General features: G+C 60.6%; 12 protein-coding genes. 2 read left to right on the forward strand and 10 right to left on the reverse strand.

Annotated elements, in window-relative coordinates; all coding sequences use genetic code 11:
* Nucleotides 1-345 precede the first annotated feature (345 nt).
* Nucleotides 346-3,270, forward strand: coding sequence for a hypothetical protein (locus tag ACO056_RS09370; protein WP_421855087.1), 2,925 nt, complete (start codon nucleotides 346-348; stop codon nucleotides 3,268-3,270).
* A 1,186-nt stretch (nucleotides 3,271-4,456) separates the two neighbouring features.
* On the opposite strand, the gene ACO056_RS09375 is transcribed toward ACO056_RS09370, so the two are convergent.
* The 3 genes from ACO056_RS09375 to ACO056_RS09385 all read right to left on the reverse strand — a co-directional run bounded on the left by ACO056_RS09375 (nucleotide 4,457) and on the right by ACO056_RS09385 (nucleotide 7,463).
* Nucleotides 4,457-5,671, reverse strand: a complete 1,215-nt coding sequence (locus ACO056_RS09375; RefSeq protein ID WP_421855090.1) for an argininosuccinate synthase — start codon at nucleotides 5,669-5,671, stop codon at nucleotides 4,457-4,459.
* An 85-nt stretch (nucleotides 5,672-5,756) separates the two neighbouring features.
* The gene (locus ACO056_RS09380) at nucleotides 5,757-6,995 is read right to left on the reverse strand and encodes a class I SAM-dependent methyltransferase (RefSeq protein ID WP_421855430.1); all 1,239 of its coding nucleotides are present in this window, start codon (nucleotides 6,993-6,995) and stop codon (nucleotides 5,757-5,759) included.
* Between the two features lie 96 nt (nucleotides 6,996-7,091).
* Nucleotides 7,092-7,463: a glycine zipper 2TM domain-containing protein gene (locus ACO056_RS09385; RefSeq protein WP_421855093.1), complete on the reverse strand. Its 372-nt coding sequence runs from the start codon at nucleotides 7,461-7,463 to the stop codon at nucleotides 7,092-7,094.
* Nucleotides 7,464-7,673: 210 nt separating this feature from the next.
* On the opposite strand from ACO056_RS09385, the gene ACO056_RS09390 reads away from it, so the two are divergent.
* Nucleotides 7,674-9,026, forward strand: coding sequence for a hypothetical protein (locus ACO056_RS09390; RefSeq protein ID WP_421855096.1), 1,353 nt, complete (start codon nucleotides 7,674-7,676; stop codon nucleotides 9,024-9,026).
* A gap of 80 nt (nucleotides 9,027-9,106) precedes the next feature.
* On the opposite strand, the gene ACO056_RS09395 is transcribed toward ACO056_RS09390, so the two are convergent.
* From ACO056_RS09395 to ACO056_RS09425, 7 genes are all read right to left on the reverse strand, one after another.
* A complete protein-coding gene (locus ACO056_RS09395) occupies nucleotides 9,107-9,574 on the reverse strand; it encodes a hypothetical protein (protein WP_421855098.1) in 468 nt (155 codons plus the stop codon).
* Nucleotides 9,575-9,649: 75 nt separating this feature from the next.
* Nucleotides 9,650-10,918, reverse strand: coding sequence for a 23S rRNA (adenine(2503)-C(2))-methyltransferase RlmN (rlmN, locus tag ACO056_RS09400; protein WP_421855101.1), 1,269 nt, complete (start codon nucleotides 10,916-10,918; stop codon nucleotides 9,650-9,652).
* 33 nt (nucleotides 10,919-10,951) lie between these two features.
* The gene (locus tag ACO056_RS09405; protein WP_421855104.1) at nucleotides 10,952-11,428 is read right to left on the reverse strand and encodes a hypothetical protein; all 477 of its coding nucleotides are present in this window, start codon (nucleotides 11,426-11,428) and stop codon (nucleotides 10,952-10,954) included.
* A 5-nt stretch (nucleotides 11,429-11,433) separates the two neighbouring features.
* A complete protein-coding gene (locus tag ACO056_RS09410; RefSeq protein WP_421855107.1) occupies nucleotides 11,434-11,637 on the reverse strand; it encodes a hypothetical protein in 204 nt (67 codons plus the stop codon).
* Nucleotides 11,637-11,819 (reverse strand): DUF4169 family protein, encoded by a 183-nt coding sequence (locus tag ACO056_RS09415; protein ID WP_421855111.1) that lies wholly within the window; start codon nucleotides 11,817-11,819, stop codon nucleotides 11,637-11,639. Before ACO056_RS09415 ends, ACO056_RS09410 begins: the two co-directional genes overlap by 1 nt.
* A complete protein-coding gene (locus ACO056_RS09420; RefSeq protein WP_421855114.1) occupies nucleotides 11,819-12,448 on the reverse strand; it encodes a histidine phosphatase family protein in 630 nt (209 codons plus the stop codon). Before ACO056_RS09420 ends, ACO056_RS09415 begins: the two co-directional genes overlap by 1 nt.
* A gap of 69 nt (nucleotides 12,449-12,517) precedes the next feature.
* Nucleotides 12,518-14,260: an N-acyl-D-amino-acid deacylase family protein gene (locus ACO056_RS09425; protein ID WP_421855116.1), complete on the reverse strand. Its 1,743-nt coding sequence runs from the start codon at nucleotides 14,258-14,260 to the stop codon at nucleotides 12,518-12,520.
* Nucleotides 14,261-14,276 lie beyond the last annotated feature (16 nt).

A 14,276-nucleotide genomic window follows, 5' to 3' on the forward strand; every position in this document is an offset into this window, starting at 1 on the left:
GCGGGCAAGGGCCATCGCCCTTGCATCCCGTGAGCTCCGGTGCCGAAGTCCGTCGGTTTGCGACCAGAATCGGTCGCTCACTTCAACCCCGGCAGACGTCCGATTCTGACGAAACCCGCCAATCGGGCTTGTCAAACCGGACGATCGGCAATGCGTCCCGGTTTTCGCAATAGCAATGCGCAGGAGTGCATCCTGAATGCTGGCAATCCGTTTCGTCAGCTTCGACGTCAGACTGAACGTCGCGAGCTCTTTAGCTGGATGAAAGAAGGTTCTAGAAGGATCGAAGATCGGCCTTGGGTTCTGGCGCTAGATCGATCATTCACGTCGAGTACCCGGAGGGTCTGAATGAACGTAGATACCGCATTTGAGCGTGCGCAAGCGATCATCTCGTCGGTTGCAGACCGGCTCGAAGCAATCCGCTCCGAAGAAGACGCAAAGCTACAGATCATCACACGTATCTTAACAGAAGCTCTAGGCTGGTCACATGAGGACATAGCGAACGAAACGCCGAACGAAAACGGCTTCTCCGATTATCTAATTAAAGACGGTGATCGGAACGTATTTGTAATTGAAGCGAAGAAGGTTGGCGAGATAAGCCTCAAAACAACCTCAAATGTTAAAGGTATATATAAGGTCTCTGGGCCAGTACTCAAACCAGCATTAACAGGAATTTCACAGGCTGCTCGCTATTGCAATCCGGATGGAGTTCCTCTCGCCGTATTAACAGACGGTATCCGATGGGTAATATTCCTCCCATGGGGTTATAAAGAAAAACAAGCCGTCGTATTTCCAAGCCTCGAATCTATTTTAAAGGATTTTGCATTATTTTTTGAATTAATCAGCAAGTCTGATTGCAGAAAATCTACTTATCGAGCTATATTCGATCAAATAAATGAGAACCGCTTAAACCTTGAAAATCCACTTGTTCCTGCATTTGACATCGGTGAAAATTCGATTGTCCAAAAGTCAGGATTGGCTTTTGATCTTGAGAAGGTATTTGCAAGCTTCTTCTCTGGACTGACCGGCGATGACGATCCAGACATGATTCTGGATTGTTTCGTTGAAACTAAGGAAAGTCGAGTTGCCGATTTTTCCCTTGAGCGCATTACCAAAAATGTTCTGGGCAACCTTAGTCCACACGATGCAGACGTAGGCGAAGGTCTCCACGCGCTCGTTAAAGATACGGTGGCTGGAGAAACAGGCCAAACAGTCTTTATCGTTGGACCCTCAGGCGCTGGGAAAAGCACCTTTCTCGATCGCTTCTTTAAGCGGACGCTTTCTGCAGACATAAGGGAGCGATGCATTGTTATCAATGTGAACGTGCTTGACGCCAGTGGGAGCGACCTCTCGGCTCTGCAGTGGATGACAGAGTGCTCGATAAGGGCAATCGAACAGCAACTCTTTCCTGAGGGCTTCCCAGAGTGGCCTCACCTGCAGGCCCTATATCATTTAGAATATGTAAGAAGATCAAAAGGCATTGATGCCCTTCTATATTCCCGCGATAAAGATGCATTCAAAGAAAAATTTTCTGCGTATGTAGAGGAGCAAGTTGAAAAAGACCGTGAGGGTTATCTACAAAGACTTATAAGCGATCTGATTAAGAATAGGAAAAAGCTTCCGATATTTGTGATCGATAACACTGATGAGTTTGATCTTGAATTTAAGACTAGAGTATTTCAGTATTTTCAGTCGATCCGGAGGGCGGCGGCACACTGCCTGCTACTGTTTCCGGCGACGGATAGGTCTGCTTGGACGTTTTCAAAAACTGAGATATTCAACATCTACTCGTCGAGATCGTTCTTTCTGCCAACACCGTCCCCTCGAGAAGTATTTAGGAAGCGCATTGATTATCTAAAGCAGAAAATTGGATATAAAACCGGCAGCAAGACCGCTCGTCAATATCTGTTAAGTCGTGGAATTACGATCCAGATCCGAGACTTAGATGCGTTTGCTAAAGTTGTCGAAGATGTATTTGTGGAGCAGGATTATCCGTCAAAAATAGTTGGTGAGCTATCAAATTACAATATGCGGAAGGCGTTGGGCCTTTCAAAAAGAGTTATTACGTCATCTGTCTTAAAGATTGAGGACCTGGTTCGGTCCTATATCACGGGCTCTATGGTTGCGCCGAGTCGCGAGCGCTTTATGAACGCTATTATGAAAGGGGACTACGAACTTTATAGACCCGGCGACGAGCCTCTCATTTTGCCGTTATATCAAGTTGATGGTAAGATTAGACAATCTCCTCTAATACATTTGCGCTTGCTGGCATACCTACATGCCTTACATGAAGCGGCGACAGACGATGTGGATCGTTATATCGCCGTTGGTTCGATAAAGAGTTATTTCGACGTAATGTCGATGTCTGAGGTGGCCGTACAGAAATCCCTCGAATTTTTGATAGTATCAGATCTTATAGAGCCATATGATCTATCAAAAAAGGATTATTCTGAAGATCAAAGGATTGCGATATCAGAAAGTGGAATGCTCCATTTAATTTTAGCATCGTTTAATGCAGTTTATTTTGAGCAAATGGCGTTGACGACGAGGATACCAGATTCCGATGTTGCGCGATCAATCCGTTCGGCATTTAAAGCACAAAAATCTTACAACGAGCGACTGGAATTAGTCAGGAGAATATTTTGTCAATATGTCCTCGAAGAGGATAGCCGTTTTTGTATAATCCCAGAATCTGGTGCCTATAGACTTCAGCGTGACCTCGTCTCGAACCTAGAAGGTCGATGGATAGGTGTCAGCAGGGGCGCACTGGTGGATGATTTGCCTCAACCAGTGGGTAAGACATTTCGAGGAGTAATCGAACGTTACGACAACAGCCGCGGTTTCGGTTTTGTCGAGATACCAGCGTTAAAAGACTCCGCGTTTCTTCATGCGAACGTCCTCGAAAAGTCCGGTCTAATCGACGTTGCCGAAGGGGACACCATTGTGTGTGAGTTGACGCGAGGAGGTAAAGGCTTTGCTGTTTCGATTGTCCGCGAGTTTCAGAGGGTCGATCGTCCAATTCTATCGGGTACCGTTGCAAAAATATTTGAAGATCGAGGCTATGGTTTTGTTTATATTCCCGAGACGGGCGTGGATGCTTTTTTCCATTTTCATTTACTTTCTCAAAGGCAACGCTCGGAATTATTCGAGGGGCAGGAATTGTTAGTTGAGGTCACCGTTGATACAGAGGGGCGTGCACAAGTAAGGAAGGTGATGGAGGATCGCCTAGTGCGCAGCGATATGAATTTCGAGACAGGCCCGGACCAAAAATAGCTGCGATCCTTTACAAGGGGTGCGGTCAATGTCGGTTTTCGGCCATGCTTGGCATCCGAGATGTAAATCGGGAACGGCGGCTAAGTCCCAAAGTCGCTCGTCTCCCCACCCCCATAAATAACAGACGCGTCTGTTATTTATAAACCGCTGTCCTACAGCCATCGCTCTGCGGCATGATGCCCACATGCTCCGCAAACCCTCCACAATCCGCCAGTTCCAGCCCCGCGCGGGCAGGATCGCGCGCTGCGAGGGGGGTGACAGTTTGTCCTCAGGACTGTGTCAACTGTGTCAACTTGGTCCCGCTGCGGGACGCTGCACCTGGCCCCGGCGCGAATCGGGGCCTGAAGACCAAATGCCCGAAACCAAATGGGGGCCGGCATTGCTGCCGGCCCCCACTGTCGCCGCTGCTGGCACTCTGGCTTTCCAGCGCCTGAGCTCACCGCGTCCTTCCGCCGTTCCCTGCCCTTCGGTTCCCGTCCTTTCGAACGGCCCGTTCTTGCGAACGATGCACCTCCGGTCCGCTTCGCCGTCCGGTCCTTCCCGCGTGGCGGGCTCTTCCTTACCGGCTCTGCATTCAGGACTGCGGCGTCCGCAGTTCCTGACCGCATGGGCCTGGCAGTCGCTGGCGCCCGTGCCGCATTTGCCGCGTTGCCGCGCCTCCTGCTGCTGCGTGCGTGTTTCCTTCGCTCTTCCTCGGGCGACGCTCCCGCAGGTCTGGCCTCGCGGCCGCGCCTTCGGACGATACCTCCCTTGGGGAGAAAAGGGCCCTTCCGCGCGTTCTGGCGTGCTGCCCCTCGCTTCCGCTGCTGCTGGGTGCTGCCCCCGGTCTCGCGGCCATCGGCCTTGCCGCATCAGCTTCGCTTCGGGACGCCATTCCGGCTTCCGGTGCCAGTCCTTCCGGTCTGTGCGTCCACCTCTTCCAGATGCGCCTCAGCACACCGAAAGTGGTTTCAAAACAAACTTTCCAGCCTGGCCCGATCAGGAGATTTCTGCCTTTCAATCAGTGCCTTGCGGCACTTCTCTCAGGCTTCGTTTCCCTCTCGACAAGACAGATGCTGCGCCTCGTCCGTGAGTCGCACAAGCAGCAAAATGCAAAGTTATCCACAGGCAGCCCAATGGCTGGTGGACAACTTCGCAAGCTGCGGAAACCGCTTTGTTTTAGTTTTGTGACGATTCGTAGCGGGGCTTATTGCCCGCGCTGCGCCAACAACCGCAACCGAAGGGCATTGAGCTTGATGAAGCCCGCCGCGTCCTTCTGGTCGTAGGCACCGGCATCGTCCTCGAACGTCACGTGGCGCTCGGAATAAAGGCTGTCCGCCGATTTGCGGCCGACGACGGAGGCATTGCCCTTGTAGAGCTTGAGCCGCACCGTGCCGTTCACCCGGGCCTGGCTGTGGTCGATCGCGGCCTGCAGCATCTCGCGCTCGGGGCTGAACCAGAAGCCGTTGTAGATGAGCTCGGCATACTTGGGCATCAGCTCGTCCTTGAGGTGCGCCGCGCCCCGATCGAGCGTGATGCTCTCGATGCCGCGGTGCGCGCGGGCATAGATTTCGCCGCCCGGGGTTTCGTACATCCCGCGGCTCTTCATGCCGACGAAGCGGTTCTCGACGAGATCGAGCCGGCCGATGCCATGCTTGCGGCCCAGTTCATTGAGCGCGGCGAGCAGTGTGGCGGGCGACATCGCCTCGCCGTTGAGTGCGGTGCCGTCACCCTTCGCGAAGTCGATGGTGATGTATTCGGGCTCGTCCGGCGCGTCCTCGGGGTTGACCGTGCGGCTGTAGACGTAGTCCGGCGTCTCCTGCCACGGATCTTCCAGCACCTTGCCTTCCGAGGAGGTGTGGAGAAGGTTCGCGTCGGTCGAGAACGGGCTCTCGCCGCGCTTGTCCTTCGGCACCGGGATCTGGTGCTCTTCGGCCCAGGCGATCAGCGCGGTGCGGCTGGTGAGATCCCATTCGCGCCACGGGGCGATGACCTTGATCCCCGGCTCCAGCGCATAGGCCGAAAGCTCGAAGCGCACCTGATCGTTGCCCTTGCCGGTCGCGCCGTGGGCGACCGCATCCGCGCCGGTTTCGCGCGCGATCTCGATCAGGCGCTTGGAAATGAGCGGGCGCGCGATCGAAGTGCCGAGGAGGTAGTCACCTTCATAGCGGGCATTGGCGCGCATCATCGGGAACACGAAATCGCGCACGAATTCCTCGCGCAGGTCGTCGATGTAGATATGCTCCGCCTTCACGCCCATCAGCTCGGCCTTGGCGCGGGCAGGGGCCAGTTCCTCACCCTGGCCGAGATCGGCGGTGAAGGTCACCACTTCGCAGCCGTAAGTCACCTGCAGCCACTTGAGAATGACGCTGGTATCGAGACCGCCGGAGTAGGCGAGGACGACGCGCTTGATATCGGACATGGCAGCCAGGTTCCCGTGGACAGGTGCAAGGAATGGCGCGGCGGCTAGCAGGGCCGCGCGCCTCGTGCAACCGGTTGGGGCGCGCTCAGCCTTTGCGCGCCGCCCGGTATCCCAGTTCCGTCTCGTGGATATAGTCCCGCGTCAGCGGCAGCGCATCGCGATTGCGGACGATCTGGAGCTGGAAGTTCACCAGATCGGCATGCTCGAAGCCGGTCGCGGCGCCCGCCAGATAGAACTGCCACATGCGGAAGAAGCGCCCGTCATAGATGCGGGTGATCGTTTCCTCCTGCTCGGCGCAGCGCTTGTACCATTCGCGCAAGGTGAGCGCATAATGGCGGCGCAGGATCTCGCAATCGGTCAGCATGAGCTTGCACGGCTCGATCGCCTTAACCGTTTCGCTGAGCGAGGGAATGTAGCCGCCGGGGAAGATATATTTGCGGGTGAAGTCGTCAGTGATGTTGGGCGGCCCGGCGCGGCCAATGGTGTGGAGCAGCATGACGCCGTCGAGGGCCAGCAGATCGTGGCACTTGCGGAAGAAGGTCTCGTAATTGGGCACGCCGACATGCTCGAACATGCCGACCGAGACGATGCGGTCGAACGGGCCCTGCTGGTCGCGGTAGTCGGTGAGGCTGAAGGTCACCTTGTCGGCAACGCCTTCGCGCTCGGCCCAGGCTTTGGCGTAGCCGATCTGCTCGACGCTGAGGGAGATGCCGTGGATCGATGCGCCCGAGATCTTGTGGAGGTGCAGCGCGAGGCCGCCCCAGCCGCAGCCGATATCGAGCACGCGCATGCCGGGCTTGAGGTCCAGCTTTGCCGCGATGTGGTCCATCTTGGCAATCTGGGCTTCCTCGAGCGTGGTGACGCCTTCGTCCCAATAGGCGCAGGAGTACTGGCGCGCGGGATCGAGGAACAAGTCGTAGAGCCGGTCGTCGAGATCGTAGTGATGCGCGACGTTGCGCTTTGAGGAGCGGCGCTGGTTGATCTGGTCGAGGCGGCCGGTGATCGCCACGCGGGCCTTGTCGAGCAGGTTGAGGTTGTCGAGATCGCCGCCCGTTTCCCATGGATTGTTACGGCGGATGAAGCCGACGAAATCCAGGATATCGCCGTTCTCGATCAAGACGCGGCCATCCATGAAGCATTCGGCCATGCCGAGGCTGGGATTGCGGGCGATCGCGCCCGGTACGCGCGCATCGTGGAGCTTCAGGCCGAGATCCGGCCAGCCCGGGGCGGCGGTGCCGTAATGGCGCTGGCGGCCCGAGGCTTCGGTGAGCGTCAAAGTGCCGTGCTTCACCAGACGGCGCAGCGCAGCATCAAGCAAAAACATGGACATAGGCGACCCCCTTCACAGGTATTGCCCTCAATGGCGGTATGGCCCGCAGGGGCCGCGCGGGCAAGCCGCGCGGCGCATAAGTGCAATGCATCAGCGGCAGCGCGAACCGCTGCGTTCGATCTCGCGGCCGAGCAGCGCGCCGCCCGCAGCGCCAAGCAGGGTGCCGAGGGTGCGATCGCCGCGTGTATCGATCGTGCGGCCTACCAGTGCGCCGCCGACAGCGCCGATAACGAGGCCGGTCGTACCATTGCTGCGCTTGCAATAGTAGCGCCCGTCGCGGCCGCGCCAGACCCGGTCGTTCCTGGTTAGGGGGCGGGGCTCGTTGTAGCGGCCATACGAGTCATATTCGCCATCATGGGCACGGCGACCGTGAGCTGGCGCCCAAGGCGGCGGATCGGCCAGTGCCGGTGCTGCGCCAAGTGTCGTTGCGGCGAGGGTCGCGGCGATGATGAGCCTGTTCATGATCTGCGCATCCTTTCGGTTTGCTGCGAGGTGACGGTCGTGAAAGACGACCCTGCGGGCAGGATGCCCAACCGCACATGAACACAGCCGCAAAGGCGATGAGGTGAGGTGCCTGCGCGACGAAGCGCGGATCTGGATCAGGAAATTTTCCTACACGAACCAAATGGGTTATTTGCGCGTGCACTTTTTGTGTCTGTCTGGAGAAAGTTCATGCCAAATCCACCGGTTACCTTCCCCGCCTTGTTTACCCCGGCCAATGCTGTCGCCTTCACCAATGTCGATGGCACGGCCCAGACCGTCAGCGTCGACGCTCCCCTGCCGGTCGCGATTTCCGGCAGCGTGGGGACACAGGCGATCAGCGCCGCGAGCCTGCCACTTCCCACCGGCGCGGCGACCGCTGCGAACCAGACGGCAACGAACACGTCGCTGGCAACCATCTCCGGGCAGCTTCCGGCGACACTGGGTCAGAAGCCAATGGCGCAGAGCCTGCCGGTGACGCTGGCAAGCGATACGGCTGCGCTTGGCGTGACGGTAAGCAACTTCCCCGCGACCCAGACGGTGAGCGCCGCCAGCCTTCCCCTCCCGGCCGGCGCGGCGAACGCTGCGAACCAGACGGCGACGAACACGTCGCTGGCAACCATCTCCGGGCAGCTTCCGGCGAGCATCGGGACAAGGGCATCTGCCGCCAGCCTTTCGGTGAGCCTGGCCAGCGATACCGCGAACCTCGAACCGGCGGCGGTGGCGATTACCGGCACGACGATGCCGAGCGGAGGAACCGGCCTCACCGGCTGGCTCTCCGCAATCTATCGTTCGTGCAGCGAGGGCGCGACGCTTTCGGGCAGCGTGACTTCGGCCGCCGTCGTGGTGTCGACGAGCAACAACCTCTACATGGGCGGCTCGTTTCATGTGACGAGCGCCGGCACGACGTGCACGATCACTTACGAGCAATCAAATGACGGGACCAACTGGGTCACGCTGCCGGTCCTTTCGGCGGCTTCGCCCACGGCGGCGCCCGCCACGACTTCGACGGCCACCGGCATCTACAGCTACGTTTCCTCGGCGGCTTTCGTGCGGGCACGCGTCTCCACCTTCACCAGCGGGACCGTTTCCGTTGTGCTCAGCCAGAAACAGCAGGTCGCGCCCGCAACGGGCATCTCGCTCGCTGCGGGCTCTTCGGGCATCGGGAGTGTCTCGGTGATCGGCACCACGACCGTTTCAGGTAACGTCAACACGGGGACCGGCTTTACCGACAGCACGGCTGCGCTTGCTGCTGCGGGCACGTTCACCGGCACCGGGCGCGCCAACAGTGCCGGCCAATATGCCTTCTTCAACGCGACTGCCTTCGCAGATCAGGCGGGGACGCTGTTCATCGATCAGTCGCTTGATACCGGCGCGACGTATCAGGCTGTCGCGAGCCAGGTGGTGGCGGCGGGCGGTGCGGCCAACCTTTCGGTGCGCATGTGCGGCACGGTCGGCACGGCAACGCTCTACCGCGTTCGCTATGTCAACGGCGCAACCTTGCAGAGTACCTTCCGCCTTTCGAGCAGCTTCTCGGCAAGCTGACGTCGCCGCCGAGGAAAGCCCGGTCTAACGGCTTTTGATGGACCCCGTGCGCCGTGCCGGATCGAGAATACTGCCGCTCCTCAGGGAGCGGCAGGGGCAGGCTCGATGATGATGCGCGGGCGCGGCGCGTTGCGTTCCGGGAGCCAAGTATAGTCATATTGTTCGCGGAGCTTGAAGCCGAACAGCATCGTCTCACGGACAATCGTCAGCGCATGGTCGCTCCAATGACCGCTGATCCTGACCGGGATGCCGCGAATATCGCGTTCCGGTGTGTCGCACTGCGCCTCAAGGGTAAATGTGCCATCGCCGATGCGTAGCGGAGTATCCTTGCAGCCGCTGCTGGCTTTTGCTGAAATGAATTTCTCGAACTTTTCGCGGCTGTCGATCTTGAGATAGTCGTCGTGGGTGGACTGCTTGCCCTTGGGGCCTGAGAAAACAACCCGGTAGATGCCATCCGGCGGGAATGCAGGCTCCGTGGCCGCCTGCGGCAGGGCCGCGGTGGAACAGCCCCAGGCCGAGCACACAGCCAGAATCGAAAGTCTGCGCACGCTTGATCTCCCTTGCCGCGAGCGCTTCCAGACACGCTGCCGCGGGAGATTTTCCATACTGCCGTAAAAAGGCAGTTAACCCAGCGCTGCCTGCTTTTCTTCAAGAAGCCGCTCGACCTCGGCCCGGGACTTGCGCTCTGCCGCTGTCTTGAGCTGGCCGCAAGCAGCATCGATATCGCGGCCGCGCGGGGTGCGCACCGGTGCGGAAATGCCGGCGTCGAACACGATCTTGGCAAAGCGCTTGATCCGCTCCGGCGTCGAGCATTCATAGGGCGCGCCGGGCCAAGGGTTGAACGGGATCAGGTTGACCTTGGCGGGGAGGTCGTACTGGCGCAGCAGACGGACGAGCTCGTGCGCATCGCTGTCGCGGTCGTTCTTGTCCTTGAGCATGACATATTCGAACGTGATGCGCCGCGCGTTCGAGGCACCGGGATAGTCGGCGCAGGCCTGCAGCAGTTCCTCGATCCCAAACTTGCGGTTGATAGGCACGATCTCGTCGCGCACATCCTTGGTCACGGCATGAAGCGAGACGGCGAGGTTGACGCCGATTTCCTCGCCCGCGCGGGCCATCATAGGCACCACGCCGCTGGTCGAAAGCGTGATGCGGCGCTTGGAGAGGGCAAGGCCGTCGCCGTCCATCACCACTTTCAGTGCATCGCGGACATGCTCGAAATTGTAGAGCGGCTCACCCATGCCCATCATCACGATATTGGTGAGCAGGCGGCCGTCCGGTGTGTAATCGGCAGCGGCTTCATCCTCGTCCGGCTCATCGAAATCCAGACCGGCCATCGAGCCGCGCGGCCATTCACCCAGCACATCGCGCGCCAGCATGACCTGGCCGACGATCTCGCCCGGCGTGAGGTTGCGCACGAGGCGCATCGTGCCGGTGTGGCAGAAGCGGCAGTTGAGCGTGCAGCCCACCTGGCTCGAAACACAGAGCGTGCCGCGCGTGGCATCGGGGATGAACACCATTTCGTAATCGTGATTGTCTGCCGTACGCAGCAGCCACTTGCGCGTGCCGTCGCCTGAAACCTGCGCCTCGACCACTTCGGGCCGACCGATCACGAAGCGCTCTGCAAGCCAGGGGCGCATGGTCTTGGCGATATCGGTCATCGCCTCGAACTCGGTCACGCCGCGGTGGTAGAGCCAGTGGAACACTTGCTTGGCGCGCAGCTTGGCGGCCTTGGCATCTAGCCCGGCGTCAAGGAACACGGCGGCGATCTGCGGGCGGCTGAGGCCGATCAGGTCCACGCGGCCATCGGCACGCGGGGTCACCTCACGGGGGACGGGTACGGGATCGATATGTCCCGGGATCGGCATCGGCTCTATCTGCATCGCGCGCATATAGGGGCAAGCGCTTGCCCGTGCAAACAGAGGTCAGTTCTGCGCGCAGCCGAGCATGGCAGCGTCCATCGCCGAGGCTGTGCCGGCCAGCGTATAGACGTCGGTGAACGTGCGGCCAGCGGCGCTGCGGGCGGTCACGCTCATGGTCGCGGCCGAGCGCATCGCGGCGACCACGGCGGCGTCCATCCGCCGATCCGCCGCCCATGCATCGGCGGCGCCTGCGATGAGCGGGAAGCGCTGTCCGGCAAGCGAAAGCGTGACGGTGCCGCCGGGGCCGAGCTTGCGCGATAGCCGCACGTGGATTTCGCCGCGTGTCCCACGGCGGGGCCAGGTGCCCACGGTGAAGTAGGGCTGGAACTCGTTCGCCCGGCCTTCCACCTTGTCGGCCATGGCGATCGCATAGCAGCGCGGGATGCCAACGTCGGAAAAGGCGCCCCAATTGTTCCAGATGCCAAGGCTGTCGCGTGCCAGAGCGGGCGAGGCGACAAGCAGCGCGGCAGCGAGAGCCACGCGCCTCACGGATCCACCAGATCGAGATAGGCGACAACATCGTTGTCGGTCGCGATGAAGAGATCGGCCTGGATCTCCTCGGGCTGCTGGGCGGCGAGGGCGAGCGCTTCGGCGAGGGTGCCGTAGAGCAGTGTCTGCGCCGCGCCGCCTTCGGGGCCGTCGCTGAGGTGATAGAGGCGGACGCTGGTGTTTTCGTGCGTTGAGCGCATCAATCGTGCCCTTCGCGCCTGGCGCCATCGAGCAGGCGGGCAGCGCGTGTTGCCTCTGCCGCGGTCGCCTCCCGTTCGGTTCGGGTGCGGCCATGGGCGAGGCGGTTGGCCGCGGCTTCAGCCTCCTTGCTGCGGCGCGCGGCGGCCTTGCGGGCAAGACGGAGGTTGACGACTTCGCCCATCAAGCGTGCTCGCTGCCCCGCTCGGACCCGAACAGGACGGTTTCGCGGCCATTCTCCACCAGCGCGATCGAGCCTTGCACGAGCGACGGGGCAATGGGCGCGCCGAGATCGGGGTGGACCGGGTAGCCAGCCATCATCCCGCGCAGCACGCGGCTCGATATGCCGTGCATGACGACGATGTGATCGCCCGGCGCATCGCCCGTTTCTTCGAGCCAGTTGGCGAGGCGGGCGGCAATCATCGGGTAGTCCTCGCCATCGGGGGCAGGGCGCAGGAGATGATCGGCGAGGACGATGGGGCCGACTTCAGCCTCGACATCATCATAGAGCCGGCCGCACCACGTGCCCATGTCGATCTCCTTGAGATCGTGGGTGCGGTTGGCGGAGAACCAATCGAGATCGAGCACATCCGCGATCATGGCCGCCGTCTGCAGCGCGCGGCCGGTTTCGGAGACGTGGAGCCTGACCGGCGGCCGATCGCCCAGAACGCCGCGCAGCGCCACGCCCATCGCGAGGGCCTGCTCGACCCCGAGCTGGGTGAGGGGGGTGTGGATGTGGTTCGCCTGAAGGCGGCGGGCGGCGTTATAGACCGTCTCGCCGTGGCGCATGATGAAGAAACGGGGGCTGGACATGGCGGGTTTGATAGCTTGCCAGAACGGGGAAGGCGAGGGGGCGCCTGACAGCAGCAAGAGAGCCGACTGTTACTTTGACCAGCTCCAGTCCGTGGCGGAAGCGCGGCAGCCTCCGCCGGGCACCCCGGTCCAGGCGCGACCATGGATGAAGCGGCCGGTCGGTGCGCCGGTGGCCTTGCTGTCCTTCAGCGCAAAGCCGCCGTTGATGAGCACCTGCTCGACGCCGGTGGCGAGTTGAGCGGGCCTTTCGAATGTGGCGTGGTCCTGGATCGTGGCAGGATCGAACACCACGATATCGGCAAAATAGCCGTCCTTGAGCATCCCGCGATCCTTGAGCGAGAGGTTCTGGGCCGGCATTGCCGAAAGCTTGCGGATAGCCTCCGCGAGCGTCAGCCGGTGCTCATCGCGCACGTATCGGGCAAGCACCCGCGCGAAATTGCCATAGGCGCGGGGGTGGTTCTGCGATTTGAGGAAGACCCCCGTCGGCGCCGGCGCGGCCTCGTCCGAACCGAAACTGACCCACGGCAGGGCAACCTGGCGCCGGACATTGTCTTCCGACATCAGGAAATAGGCGACACCGACGCGGGTGCCGTCCTCGACCACAAGCTCTATCGCCGCTTCCTGCGGGGATACGCCGCGCAGTTTCGCGACTTCGGCAAGGGTCTTGCCAGTGTAGGGCTTTAGCAGGGGGTTCTTGAAGGCCAGCAGCAGCATCCCTTCGGGTCCGGCCGCACCTATCAGGTTTTCCCAGTCCTTCGGATGGACTTCCTGCATTTCGGCAATAACCTTGGCGCGTGTTGCCGGGTCCTTGAGCCGCTGGGCCCACTTGTCATAGCCGCCCTCCTGCACCCAGGTGGGCATCGCGGCATCGAGGCCGGTGGCACCAGCGATATAGTTGTACATATCGGCGGTAATCCGGGTCCCCTCGGCGCGGGCTTGTTCGATTTTTGCAATCGCGGGATCGAGCTTGGACCAGTTGTCGCGGCCGGACTGCTTGAGGTGATAGATCTCGGCAGGCGCACCAGATGCCTTGGCGATCGCAATCGTTTCGTCGATCGCTTCAAGAAAGCGGTCTCCTTCGCTGCGGATATGCGCGATGTACATGCCGCCGCAGCGCGCGGATTCCTGCGCCAGCGCGATCAGTTCCGGCGTCTTGGCAAAGGTGTTGGGAGCATAGATCAGCGCAGTGGTGACGCCGAGCGCGCCTTCTTCCATCGCTTGCCGGACAAGACCCTGCATCGTCTTGAGCTGCTCGGCAGTAGGTTGGGTAGCGTCATCCCCGAACAGGTTCTGCCTCACCGTGCCCGCGCCGACGAACGAGGCGACATTGGGCGAAACCCCGCGCCGTTCGAGGCCGTCGAGATACTGGCCGAGTGTCGTCCAGTTGATCGGGTAGGCAATATCGGCCTGGCCCTCTACCAGTTCGTCCTTCATCTGCGGCGTGAGCGGGCCCATCGACATCTCACCCATGACTTCGAGCGTCACGCCCTGCACCAGGTCGCTGAGCGCGCGCTTGTCGGCCAGCAAGCTTTCCTCGGGATGGGCGAGCATGTTGATGAATCCGGGCGCAACCGCCTTGCCTGTCGCATCGATTTCGGCCTTGCCGCGCCCCGCGATATGCGGCGCGATGCGCACGATCCGGTCCGCCAGGACCGCGAGATCAGCGGTGAACGGGACCCCGCCCGAGCCGTCGTAAATGGTACCGCCGCGGATCACCACGTCATAGGCGGGAGAGGGCGCCGCCTGAACGGGCATTGCAAAAACCGCGAGCGCCGCGGCCGCAGCGCTGGTGGTGAAGCGATTCAGTGTCATGCGGCTTGCCTCCGGC

The organism is Novosphingobium sp. (genome assembly GCF_965228995.1).
In the GTDB taxonomy this organism is placed as follows: domain Bacteria; phylum Pseudomonadota; class Alphaproteobacteria; order Sphingomonadales; family Sphingomonadaceae; genus Novosphingobium.

Bases quoted from the DNA above. Each gene is read 5' to 3' on its own strand.
- ACO056_RS09370 (WP_421855087.1), top strand. From the start codon at position 346: ATGAACGTAGATACCGCATTTGAGCGTGCGCAAGCGATCATCTCGTCG.
- ACO056_RS09410 (WP_421855107.1), bottom strand. From the start codon at position 11,637: ATGCGCTCAACGCACGAAAACACCAGCGTCCGCCTCTATCACCTCAGC.
- ACO056_RS09420 (WP_421855114.1), bottom strand. From the start codon at position 12,448: ATGTCCAGCCCCCGTTTCTTCATCATGCGCCACGGCGAGACGGTCTAT.
- ACO056_RS09390 (WP_421855096.1), top strand. From the start codon at position 7,674: ATGCCAAATCCACCGGTTACCTTCCCCGCCTTGTTTACCCCGGCCAAT.
- ACO056_RS09415 (WP_421855111.1), bottom strand. From the start codon at position 11,819: ATGGGCGAAGTCGTCAACCTCCGTCTTGCCCGCAAGGCCGCCGCGCGC.
- ACO056_RS09425 (WP_421855116.1), bottom strand. From the start codon at position 14,260: ATGACACTGAATCGCTTCACCACCAGCGCTGCGGCCGCGGCGCTCGCG.
- ACO056_RS09375 (WP_421855090.1), bottom strand. From the start codon at position 5,671: ATGTCCGATATCAAGCGCGTCGTCCTCGCCTACTCCGGCGGTCTCGAT.
- ACO056_RS09385 (WP_421855093.1), bottom strand. From the start codon at position 7,463: ATGAACAGGCTCATCATCGCCGCGACCCTCGCCGCAACGACACTTGGC.
- rlmN (WP_421855101.1), bottom strand. From the start codon at position 10,918: ATGCGCGCGATGCAGATAGAGCCGATGCCGATCCCGGGACATATCGAT.
- ACO056_RS09380 (WP_421855430.1), bottom strand. From the start codon at position 6,995: ATGTTTTTGCTTGATGCTGCGCTGCGCCGTCTGGTGAAGCACGGCACT.